Here is an 11,413-nt window from a genome sequence, read left to right on the forward strand (position 1 = left end):
TCTGCGCCAAATACCGGGCAATCGTTCTAGATAAAAGAAATAAAAAATCAATAAATGTAATCGCTTCTTTGCGGTCGACTTCGATTAGAAGGCCATGCCGCCCATTCGAGCAGTTCCATTCGAAAGAGAGGGGAGGGGTTATGTTGAATCATGCATCGTGGTGGCACGTCCGTGCCGGCCGCGACAACACGCAATGCTTTCGTGCCGTGCAGCGCAAGCGCCTCGTTTTATGCACCGCGGCGGCACTAATGATTACCTGCGGCTATTACGCCGCACCAAGCTACGCACAGAACATCACCGGCAGCCTGCACGGTACGGCTCCGCAAGGCGCGACGATCGAAGTGACGGCGCCATCCATGGGATTCAGCAAGACATTGGTGGTAGACGGCAAGGGACAGTACGACCTCAGTCAGCTCAATCCCGGCACCTATGTGATCAAGGTAAGCAAGGATGGAAGCGAGATCGGCAGCGTGTCCGTGCAGGTCAAACCGAACATTACCGCGACAGTACCGGGGGTCGGTGCAGGAGCAGCGGCTGCCGCCTCGGCCGAGCACGCCACTGCGCTTGGCACGATCACGGTTTCGGCGTCGTCGCTGCTGACGATTACCACGCCGATCGACGTTACCACGCCCGAGCTTATCAACAACTACAGCGCGGAACTGACGCACAATCTGCCGATCAACCAGAACAACCTGTACAGCGTATATGCACTGCAATCCAGCGCTAAGAGTTTCGGTGGTTACTATCAGGTCAACGGTGCCAGCGTCTCCGAGAACCGCACCTATTTCAACGAATTCGACACCAACTACGACGTTACCGGACTCAGTGGCCTGCGCTTCCCGCAGGATGCGGTGGCCGACACCCAGCTGATCAATGGCAGTGGTGGCCTGGCCTGGACCAGTACTACCGGAGGTATCATCTCGGCCACGCTCAAGCAGGGCAGCAACGATTTCCATGCCGGCTATACCGCGATCTTCACGCCACCGACGTCGAGCTGGCTCAATTCGCGGGGCGACAATGCCACCTACCTTTCGCCTAGCGGAAAACAAACGTATTCGCTGTACCAGTCGGCGAATCACAGCGGTTCGTATCTGACGCAGGACGTCTGGGCTTCGGGCGCCATCATCAAGGACAAGCTGTTCTTCTTTGCCTTACTGGGCAATTCGCCATCGTTGTCGAAGTCGTGGACATACGGTTCCAACACGGCCAGCGCCTATTCGAGTCGCGACAAGAACGCGATGGTCAATCTCACGTGGAACATCACCACGAACCAAAGCCTCAACGTTGCTGCCGCCAAGGACTGGGCGGGCTCATCGACCAACCAATACCAGCTCGCGCAGGGCTATCAGCCGTCGTCGATCAGCGGCGCTCCGGTCTGGTCAGGTGATGCACACCGTCAGAAGATACTGATCGGCAACTACCACTGGCGTATCACCGACGACCTTACATTTCGCGTGATGGGCGGCTACACCCGGCTCGATGTGCCGTCATTCGACGCATCCGGCCCCAACGTGCCGTATGTGACTGTCTACGACTACAACACCAACAACACCTCGTACTACGGTCCAAGCTCCTACAACGCACCGAACAACTACTACTACGCCCGCCATGGCTACAAGGCCGACCTGAACTGGACGCTTGGCGATCACACGCTTACCTTCGGCGGTGACCGTTACATGAACAATTTCCACTTCGTGCCGTACTGGCGGCCGGACTGGTCGATCACGCTCAACGATCCTTCGAGTACGCTGCAGAACGGTTCGCCGGTTCCGCCGGGCGGCAACTACGCCGAATTCTGGAAAGGGTATTTCGGCGGCAATTTCCGCAGCTTGCAATCGGGCGCCTATCTCTACGACACCTGGAAAGTCATCGACAATGTGGTGCTGAGCGGAGGCGTACGCTGGGATCACAATGTCAGCGAGCTGGCTAGCGGCGGCCCCTTCCTCAACCTGTACAAGCTTTCGCCGCGCATCGGCGCGGCGTGGGATGTGCGTGGCGACAGTTCGCTCAAGCTTGGTTTCAACTATGGCGTTTACACCTTGCCGATGCCTTCGGGGCTGAACTACTTCGTTGGCGGTGCCAACTACATTTCCGGTACCTACTACACCTACACCGGCCTGGATCCGACGACGCACGCTCCGTTGGGCTTGACTCAGGTCGGCAATCCCGTTGTCTACGAGAACGGCGCGGTGCCCAATCCAGTCACGCTGTCGAGCCGGAATCTGAAGAACACCTCGCAGCGCAACTTTCAGTTGTATGTGCAGCAGCAGCTGACGCCGTCCTGGTCGTTCCTCGGCCAGTTCGACATGAATCATCTGGACAACATCGTCGACTTCATCAGCGATTCCGCCGGCCAGCTCACCAACTACGTGCACGCGCACGGGTATCCGAACTATGCCGGACTCGGCACCGGCGGAATGCTGTTCAATCCCGGCCGTGACATCGTGCTGACTGATTACCTGGGTGGAGGCAACCAGCTTGCCAGCATCGTGATTCCCAACTCCTATCTCGGCGTGCCGAAAGCCAAGCGCACCTCCTACGATTTGAACTTCCAGCTCGAACATGCCAAATCGGAGCAGGAACCCTACTACTTGGCGGTCAATTACACCTGGTCGCACATCTACGGCAACGAGGACGGCTATTCCAGCGAGTCGCGTGTCATTTACGGCGATGCAACCAGCTCCAGCGTGCTGCAGACGGCGGGGCGCAGCGGCAACTTCAACTATCCGCAGGAGATTCCGGGTTCCTCCGGACCGTTGGCCTCCGATACGCGGCACAAACTGGTTGTCTCCGGCATCTACTTCTGGCCGAGCGGATTTCGCGTGTCGTCGTTGCTGACCGCGCGGACGGGGACGCCCTACGGTTGCTTCGGTACCTATCCGAATGCGACGGCCGTGCAGAACAATTCCAGCCTTGCTTCGGTGACGCATTATTGCAACGGTGTACTGGTTCCCATGAATGGATTGGGCCGCTATCCGTTCAGCTGGCAATGGGATCTTGGCGTGGGCTACAACTGGGCGATGGCCGGTGGCCACTCGCTGGACCTTGCTTTGAACTTCACCAACGTGACCAATCGCCAGACTGTACGCACGCGCTACGTGTCGGCAGATACCGGCAATTTCGGCAGCAATGGCTTGCCGACGCCCGATCCCAGTTTCCTCACTGTTACCGCGCTGCAAGCACCGCGTACCACCAATCTGGTCGTGCGTTACACGTTCTGACCTGTAGCTGTTGATCCAGCGCTGCCACCGTTTGCGCGTTAGCGGCGGAAACGGTGGCAAGCCGGTTCATGGGGTGCGTCTTTTGATTCTGCCAATGACAAAGGCAATGTCCGGCGCGACCCGGCACTCCCCCATGGTCCGCGCCGGCCGAGCGTAGCCAAGTCGCCCGAGGCGAGGCAGTGTCCTGACGAGTTCACCCCTGGGCCGGTAAACTCCCCGGCTTTAGGCTTGATCGAATCACCCCATGACGCAGCCCTTAGTCGTGCAATTCAACCCGGTCGCCGTGCATCTAGGACCGCTACAGGTCCATTGGTACGGGCTGATGTACCTGTTCGGCTTCCTCGGGGGCTGGCTGCTGGGGGAATACCGTCGCAAGCAGGGGCGCCTGCCGGTCAGCCGCGATGCGTTGGGCGATCTGATCTTTTACGTGATGATGGGCATCATCCTGGGCGGCCGCATTTGGTACATGCTGTTCTATTACGCGGGCGGCCCTCGCTGGATCTGGACCGATCCGCTGGCGCTGTTCCGCGTGTGGGATGGCGGCATGAGCTTCCATGGTGGCCTGATCGGCGTGCTGGTAGCGGGCTTCTGGTGGTCGCGCCGGCACCGGTTGCACTTCTTCGATACGGTGGATTTCGTGGCGCCCCTGGTGCCGCTGGGTCTGGGGCTGGGGCGACTCGGCAATTTCATCAATGGCGAGCTGTGGGGCAAGCCGGGCAGCGTGCCGTGGGCGATGATCTTTCCCAATGCTCGCGATGAGGACACCGCGCTTGCCGCAAGTGATCCGCACCTGGCGCAACTCATGCAGCAATACGGCGGCCTGCCACGCCATCCCTCGCAGTTGTATGAACTGGCGCTGGAAGGTGTGGTGATGTTCACCGTGCTGTGGCTGGTGTCGATGAAGCCACGCCGGCGCTATCTCATCTCCGGCCTGTTTGCGCTGATGTACGGTTGCTTCCGCTTCGCGGTGGAATTCGTGCGCGTGCCGGACGTGCAGCTCGGCTACCTGGCATGGGGCTGGCTCACGATGGGACAGATCCAGTCGCTGCCGCTGATCGCGATCGGGCTTGGCTTGCTGTGGCTTTCGCGCAAAGCGCCTGTATTGCCGCTGGCGAAGGCGGATTCGACGCAGTCGGCGTAAACTTGATCTTATGAAACAGTATCTAGACCTGCTTCGCCACGTGCTGGAACACGGCACGGAGAAAACCGACCGCACCGGTACCGGCACGCGCAGCGTGTTCGGCTGGCAGATGCGTTTTGATCTAAACCAGGGCTTTCCGCTGGTCACGACCAAGAAGCTGCACCTGAAGTCGATCGTGCACGAGCTGATCTGGTTTCTGCAGGGCGATACGAATATCGCGTATCTAAAGGATCATGGCGTCAGTATCTGGGACGAGTGGGCTGACGAGCAGGGCGATCTCGGTCCGGTCTACGGCAAGCAGTGGCGCGCGTGGCCGGCGGCCGATGGCCATGCGGTGGACCAGATCCGCTGGGTGGTGGAGGAAATCAAGCGCAACCCGGATTCGCGCCGCCTCATTGTGAGCGCGTGGAACGTGGGCGAGCTGCCGAAAATGGCGTTGATGCCCTGTCATGCGCTGTTCCAGTTCTACGTTGCCGACGGCAAGCTCAGTTGCCAGCTTTATCAGCGTTCCGGCGATATTTTCCTCGGCGTGCCCTTCAATATCGCCAGTTATGCCTTGCTCACGCACATGCTTGCGCAGGTGTGCGGGCTGGGCGTGGGCGATTTCGTGCATACGCTGGGCGATGCGCATTTGTACAACAACCACCTGGAACAGGCGCGCCTGCAGTTGACGCGCGAACCGCGTTCGCTGCCGAGGTTGGAACTCAATCCTGACGTGGCATCGATCTTCGATTTCCAGTTCGACGATGTGGTGATCGAGGATTACCACCCGCATGCCGCGATCAAGGCGCCGGTGGCGGTTTAAGGCTGGCACGCCAATCCCGCCGTCAGAGGGCCAGGAATAAGCTCGATTGGCATCCCAGCCAGCGCTCTGCGACGCTATAATAGGCGGTCGGCCGGGCAAGCCCTGGCCTTTGTGACAGTCACCGCTTCCGGAGCTTCCATGGCCATTTCGCTGATCGCCGCCCTCGACGAGAATTTTGCAATCGGTCGCAAGGGCCAGCTCCCCTGGCATCTGCCGGACGATCTGAGGTGGTTCAAGCAGCTGACTGTCGGCAAGCACGTGCTGATGGGCTACAACACCGCCGTATCGATTGGCCGCACGCTGCCGGACCGCGTGAACATGGTGCTGTCGCATCGGCATGAGGCGCCTTTTCCCGGCCAGATCACGGTGCGCTCGATCGAGGAAGCTCAGGCGCGCGCCGACGGTACCGGCCTGATGGTGATCGGTGGCGGCAAGGTGTTTCACGATGCGCTGCCGATGGCGCAACGTCTTTATCTCACCTGGGTGGGCGCGGCGGTGGAGGGTGCGGATACGTTCTTCCCCGGCATCCACTTCAGCGACTGGACCGAAGTCAAGCGCACGCACCACAAGAAAGATGCGCAGCACGGCTATGACTTCGACATGGTCGAGTACATCCGCAATCGCTGACTTAATGAACGACACGCACAGCATACCGCTGCATGTAATGGCCGGGGTGCTGCGCGATGCGCAGGGCCGGGTGCTGCTGGCGCAGCGTCCGGCAGGCAAGCATCTCGCCGGCTTCTGGGAGTTTCCCGGCGGCAAGCTGGAACCCGGCGAGCCGCCGCAGCCGGCCCTGGTGCGCGAGCTGAATGAAGAGCTGGGCGTGCTGGTCGAGCCGCAAGATGGCGTTCCCCTGATCCGCATCCCGTGGCATTACGGTGATCGCGGCCTTCTGCTCGATGCCTGGCAATTCACCCGCTGGCGGGGTACGCCGATGCCGCTGGAAGGGCAGGCACTGAACTGGCAGATGCCATGGGAGGTCGATCTGACCACGCTGGCGCCTGCCGATCGCCCCATCCTGCAGGCGTTGCGCCTGCCTTCGGTCTATGCGATCACGCCCGCCGACGTATCGCCATGCGATGCCGATGCGTGGCATGCGCACATCGCTGACGCGATCGAGCGTGGCGCGCGATTGATACAACTGCGTTTTCCGCTCTGGCCGGCCGAACAGGTGCGCGACCTGGCCGAGCGCTTGCAGCCGCTCGCGCTGCAGCATCGGGCGCGCTTGTTGCTCAACGGCGATATCGAGGGAGCGCGCCGGCTCGGGCCAGGCGTCGGCGTGCATTTGAAGGCGGCGCAGCTGGATGCGCTGACCGACCGCCCATTGCCCTGGTCACAGCTGATCGGCGCCAGCTGCCACGATGCGGCGCAGCTTTCGCTCAGCGTGCATCTGGCCGACTTTGCGACGCTTTCGCCGGTGGCTCCCACGGCCAGTCATCCGGATGCGCCCGCCCTGGGCTGGCCGCGGTTTCAAGGGCTGGCCGAACCCGCGGCGCTGCCGGTCTATGCGCTCGGCGGCATGGCACCCACGCTGGCCGAACAGGCACGTCGGCATGGCGCCCAGGGCGTTGCGGGTATTGGCTCATTTTGGTGACTGAGCTTGCCGACCGGCGCAGGCAGCGGTAGCGTGCGGGGATGCGTATCGTCTATCGCGCCCAGAATTTGATCGACGCCCATCTGGTGAAGGACGCCCTGGAGGGCGCGGAAGTGCCCGCCTTCATCTCAGGCGAGTATCTGACCGGTGGCGTCGGGCAGTTGCCGGCACTCGACTACGTTGCCGTTCTGGTACCGGACTCTAGCGTCGACACGGCCGAGGCGATCGTGCGCGAGATCGACCACGCACTGGCCGAGGCAAGGCTGGCGATCCGCGAACTGGATGACGATCCGGACAACCTGGTTGCGCAGCCCGGCTAATGAGCCTGCCTTTTGAATGTAGGCTGGGATGCCAATTCCAGCTTTCCACACGCATGCAGATGCTTGGATAGTCATCCCAGCCTGGACGCTGGGGCACGGGCAGGTATGCTAGCCGGCGTGCTTGAATTGGAGTGTTGCATGACCGAGTTTGCAAGTTTGATCCGCGCCGTGCCGGATTTCCCGAAGCCTGGCGTCACGTTCCGCGACATCACGCCTTTGCTGGCCGATGGCGCCGGATTCGCGCGCTGCATCGATGCGATGGTCGAACCGTGGCTGGATAGCGGTGTGCAGGCCGTGTGTGGTGTGGAATCGCGCGGTTTCATTTTTGCCGCGGCGATGGCGCAAAAACTGCGGGCGGGTTTCGTGCCGCTACGCAAGCCGGGCAAGCTGCCGCCCCCGGTGATGCATGCCGATTACCAGCTCGAATACGGCATCGATCGGCTTGAAGCGCGTGTCGGCAGTTTGCGTAAGGGTGAGCGCGTACTGTTGGTGGATGATGTGCTCGCCACGGGTGGAACGCTCGGCGCGGCGCGCAATCTGGTCGGTCAGCTCGGAGCAGAGCTGGTGGGCGCGTCGGTGGTGATCGAGCTGCTTGCCTTGCAGGGCAGGGCGATTTGGCCGCAGAACGTTCCGTTGCATAGCCTGCTGCATTACTGACTGTCGCCGCGCGTAGGCTGGGATGACGATCCCAGTCTACGTGAAATCCGTTGCCAAGGTCCGCCGCATCGTTTCCGACAGCGTAACGGTTTCGCGCATCTCCGGATGCGTCGAGGCGAGCGTTACCATGGCTCCGCGCTTCCAGTCCTCGATCATTCCTTCATCCAGTTCGAAGCGCAGAAAATGCACCGCCGCGGTCTTTTCGTCGGTGCTGCGATCCATGTCCTCATCCGCCACAGCGGTGACTGGCGCGTGGCCCACGACAGCCAGTTTGATGCCATGCTCGATCCCCACCAGGCGTGCGAGCTCGCGTTTGCGTTGTTCCACATCAGGGTATTCCACGAACAGCGTCGCCTTGAGGTTCTTGCCGTCCGGAATAAGCGGGTTGTAGGCATCCAGCTCCTCATTGATGCCGCTAGCTTCGAAGATGCGCTCGATGCGCAGCATTTCCTGGACCTGGTATTGAATGGTGAGCCGATCCTCGAAGCTCAACGCGAGATACTCGCCCATATGAACGTTGCGGTTTTTTTTATGCAACATGACGCGAGCGCGAAATTCGCTGCGCTGGGCGGCATAGGCTTCGAGCGTGAGCAGGTCGTGGCGCTGCAATTTGTTCATGGTAACCGGCGAGAGTGGTGTGTTCATGGTTGATCAGATGCCGTAAGCCTTGCGTAGCAGGCTCAATGGATGTTCCGCTGCGGGCTTGTCGTCCAAGCCGTGTGCTATGTGGCCACCGGCCATCGGGCAGTCGCTGGTGAAGTGTGCCGCTCCGGCTTGGGTTACGCGGTTTTCCACGGGTTTGGCGAGCTTGCGCGACAGCGCATAGGTCTTATGCTTTACGCCATAAGTGCCGTCGTGACCCGAGCAGCGCTCGATGGCGGTGACGTTCGTATCCGGTACAAGTTGCAGGATTTCCGCGGTTTTCGGGCCGATCTTCTGTACGCGTTGATGGCAGGGAACCTGCCAGGCGACTTTACCCAGTGATTGCTTGAAGTCGGTGAGCAACAGGCCGGCCTTATGGCGCTCGGCCAGATATTCGAATGGATCAAAGAAGCGGTCACGCACCAGCGCAACGTCTTCGTCGGCCGGAAACATCAGTGGTAGTTCCTGCTTGAACATCAGTACACAGGAAGGAATCGTTGCGATGAAATCCCAGCCGTCGCGTGCCATTTTCGCCAGTACGGGAATATTTTGTTGCTTGTATTTGCGTACCGTATCCAGGTCGCCCAATTCGAACTTGGGCATGCCACAGCAGCTCTCCTGTTCCACCAGCCGCACAGGGATGGCATTGTGCTTGAGTACAGCGGCGAGATCTTCCACCACGCCCGGCTCGGAGTGGTCGCAGTAGCAGGTGGCGAAGATGGCGACTTTGCCGCGCGTGCGTCCGGCTGGTTTCGCTGTGCCCTCACCGTCGAGCTTGCGCAGCCGTTTACGCGCAGTCGGCGTGTGATAGCTTGGTACGCGTGCCTGCGCATCCACATCCATAGTCTTTTGCAGCAGTTTGCGCACGGTTTGGTTCTTGTTCGCCGCGTTGATGGTTTGCACGACGACGGGAATGGAGGCGATTTTGCCGACGGCGCGGGTGTTGGAAAGGATGCGCGCGGACATTGGCGCGCCATGCTCACGGAAGTCCACTGCCTTGGCGCGCAGCATCAGGTGCGGGAAATCCACGTTCCAAGGATGAGGCGGTACATAAGGGCATTTGGTGAGATAGCACAGATCACAGAGGTAGCACTGCTCCGTGACTTTTGCGTAGTCGCTTTTCTTCACCCCATCGATTTCCATCGACTCCGAAGCATCGATCAGGTCGAACAGCGTGGGAAAGGCATGACACAGGCTGACGCAGCGGCGGCAGCCGTGGCAGATGTTGAAGATGCGTTCCATTTCGGCATCAAGCGCTTGGCGGTCCCAGAATTCGGGGCTGGTCCAGTCCAGCGGATGGCGCGTAGGCGCTTCAAGGCTGCCTTCGCGCGTACTGCCGATAGGTTCTGCCATGGATACTCTCCGGTGAATGGCCGAGTGTTTCCGTATGCGTGAATCCGTACTGTCGCAATGACCCACTGCGCCGTACCCTCCCCGGTTCGGCGGGGAGGGGCGGCGGGCTTGAGCATCAAACCAGCTCGTTCAGCGCCTTGGTAAACCGATTGGCATGCGAGCGCTCGGCCTTGGCCAATGTCTCGAACCAGTCGGCCACTTCATCGTAGCCTTCGTCACGCGCGGTCTTGGCCATGCCCGGATACATGTCGGTGTATTCGTGGGTTTCGCCAGCGATGGCGCTTTGCAGATTCTCGCGAGTGGGGCCGAACGGTTTGCCCGTGGCCGGGTCGCCGCATTGCTCCAGATATTCCAGGTGCCCGTGGGCATGGCCTGTCTCGCCTTCGGCCGTGGAGCGAAATACGGCCGATACGTCGTTATAGCCCTCGACGTCGGCTTTCGAAGCAAAGTACAGATACCGCCGATTGGCCATCGATTCGCCGGCGAATGCGTCTTTCAGGTTCTGCTCCGTCTTGGAGCCTTTCAAGTTGCTCATGACATCACCTCGTGGCGTTGGGCTTGAGAGGGGAATGCAGAAGCGGCCTCATGGTGGGCCTTGCAGCGCAGCGTAGCGCTGCGCCGGAAAAGTATGAAATTGATTGTTCTTATGAAGCCGATTGACTGCGGCTATGGCTCACGCTCAAGCCGTGCGACGGCGCTTGGCATGAGCAGTGTTGATGCTGTGAGGATCGAGCAGGTCGTGCGGCAGGCTCCTGAATACTTCCGCCAGCTGCTTCAGGAAGCTCCCCATGGCCGAACTCTTCCGCCACACCATGGCGATGCGGCGGCTCGGCGCATGTCCGCTGAATTCCATCAAATGCAAATTGGGCGCCTGCGCTACCGGGGGTTTTACCGCCAGCGTGGGCAGCAGCGTAATGCCGACATTGGCGGCCACCATTTGGCGCAAGGTTTCCAGGCTGGTGGCGCGGAAGCCGCTTTTTTCGCCGGCCCCGGCCATGTGACACACCTCCAGCGCCTGGTCGCGCAGGCAATGGCCGTCTTCCAGCAGCAGCAGGCTCTGGTCGGATAAATCGTTGAGCTTCAACTGCGTACGCTTGGCGAGCGGATGCGATTGCGGCACCGCCAGCAGGAACGGCTCTTCGAACAGGAACTCGGTGTGCAGGCTGTCGTCGTGAATGGGCAACGCCAGGATGCCCGCGTCGAGCTTGCCTTCGCGCAGGCGATGCAACACTACTTCGGTTTTTTCCTCCACCAGCAGCAGCTCCAACCGCGGAAAACGCTCACGCACCATCGGCACCACGTGCGGCAGCAGATAAGGCCCCAGGGTGGGGAAAATGCCCAGCCGCACGGTGCCCGATTCCGGGTCCACCGTGCGCCGCGCGATGCCCTTGATCTGCTCGATTTCGTTGAGTACTTCGCGTGCGCGGGTGGCGATCTCCCGGCCTACATCGGTCAGCAACACCTTGCGCGGGGTGCGCTCCACCAAGGCCACGCCCAGCTCGTCTTCCAGTTTCTTGATCTGGGTGGACAGCGTGGGCTGGCTGACGAAGCAGGCCTCGGCGGCGCGGCCGAAATGGCGATGCTCAGCCAGGGACACCAGGTAGTGGAGGTCGCGCAGGTTCATGGGGAGGGCTCGCCATTCCATAGACTTGAACTATGGACTTTATGTTAACCATTGTT

11 protein-coding genes are annotated in these 11,413 nt (G+C 60.7%); 7 read left to right on the top strand and 4 right to left on the bottom strand.

Going from position 1 to position 11,413, the window contains the following annotated elements; translation table 11 throughout:
• The first annotated feature begins 140 nt into the window (after positions 1-140).
• The 7 genes from QQJ96_RS11000 to QQJ96_RS11030 all read left to right on the top strand — a co-directional run bounded on the left by QQJ96_RS11000 (position 141) and on the right by QQJ96_RS11030 (position 7,738).
• Positions 141-3,221 (top strand): TonB-dependent receptor, encoded by a 3,081-nt coding sequence (locus tag QQJ96_RS11000; protein ID WP_284332041.1) that lies wholly within the window; start codon positions 141-143, stop codon positions 3,219-3,221.
• A 244-nt stretch (positions 3,222-3,465) separates the two neighbouring features.
• Positions 3,466-4,362, top strand: a complete 897-nt coding sequence (lgt, locus tag QQJ96_RS11005) for a prolipoprotein diacylglyceryl transferase (RefSeq protein WP_284332042.1) — start codon at positions 3,466-3,468, stop codon at positions 4,360-4,362.
• A gap of 10 nt (positions 4,363-4,372) precedes the next feature.
• Positions 4,373-5,167: a thymidylate synthase gene (locus QQJ96_RS11010; protein ID WP_284332043.1), complete on the top strand. Its 795-nt coding sequence runs from the start codon at positions 4,373-4,375 to the stop codon at positions 5,165-5,167.
• A 138-nt stretch (positions 5,168-5,305) separates the two neighbouring features.
• Positions 5,306-5,794 carry a dihydrofolate reductase gene (locus QQJ96_RS11015; protein WP_284332044.1) on the top strand — a complete coding sequence of 163 codons (489 nt, stop codon included), beginning with the start codon at positions 5,306-5,308 and terminating at the stop codon, positions 5,792-5,794.
• A 4-nt stretch (positions 5,795-5,798) separates the two neighbouring features.
• The gene (locus QQJ96_RS11020; RefSeq protein ID WP_284332045.1) at positions 5,799-6,761 is read left to right on the top strand and encodes a Nudix family hydrolase; all 963 of its coding nucleotides are present in this window, start codon (positions 5,799-5,801) and stop codon (positions 6,759-6,761) included.
• A 41-nt stretch (positions 6,762-6,802) separates the two neighbouring features.
• On the top strand, positions 6,803-7,081 hold the full coding sequence (locus QQJ96_RS11025) for a putative signal transducing protein (protein ID WP_284332046.1): 279 nt from the start codon (positions 6,803-6,805) through the stop codon (positions 7,079-7,081).
• A 138-nt stretch (positions 7,082-7,219) separates the two neighbouring features.
• Positions 7,220-7,738, top strand: coding sequence for an adenine phosphoribosyltransferase (locus tag QQJ96_RS11030; RefSeq protein ID WP_284332047.1), 519 nt, complete (start codon positions 7,220-7,222; stop codon positions 7,736-7,738).
• 36 nt (positions 7,739-7,774) lie between these two features.
• Here the strand turns inward: QQJ96_RS11030 and QQJ96_RS11035 are convergent, their stop codons facing one another.
• From QQJ96_RS11035 to oxyR, 4 genes are all read right to left on the bottom strand, one after another.
• A complete protein-coding gene (locus QQJ96_RS11035; RefSeq protein ID WP_284332048.1) occupies positions 7,775-8,383 on the bottom strand; it encodes a DUF3501 family protein in 609 nt (202 codons plus the stop codon).
• A 6-nt stretch (positions 8,384-8,389) separates the two neighbouring features.
• Entirely contained in the window at positions 8,390-9,733 is a 1,344-nt protein-coding gene (locus tag QQJ96_RS11040) for a heterodisulfide reductase-related iron-sulfur binding cluster (protein WP_284332049.1), read from the bottom strand.
• A gap of 115 nt (positions 9,734-9,848) precedes the next feature.
• Positions 9,849-10,268 carry a rubrerythrin family protein gene (locus QQJ96_RS11045; protein ID WP_284332050.1) on the bottom strand — a complete coding sequence of 140 codons (420 nt, stop codon included), beginning with the start codon at positions 10,266-10,268 and terminating at the stop codon, positions 9,849-9,851.
• Between the two features lie 144 nt (positions 10,269-10,412).
• Positions 10,413-11,357 (bottom strand): DNA-binding transcriptional regulator OxyR, encoded by a 945-nt coding sequence (gene oxyR / locus QQJ96_RS11050; protein ID WP_284332051.1) that lies wholly within the window; start codon positions 11,355-11,357, stop codon positions 10,413-10,415.
• Positions 11,358-11,413: the final 56 nt, after the last annotated feature.

This window comes from Dyella flagellata (assembly GCF_030160275.1).
GTDB classification, from domain to species: Bacteria; Pseudomonadota; Gammaproteobacteria; order Xanthomonadales; family Rhodanobacteraceae; genus Dyella_B; species Dyella_B flagellata.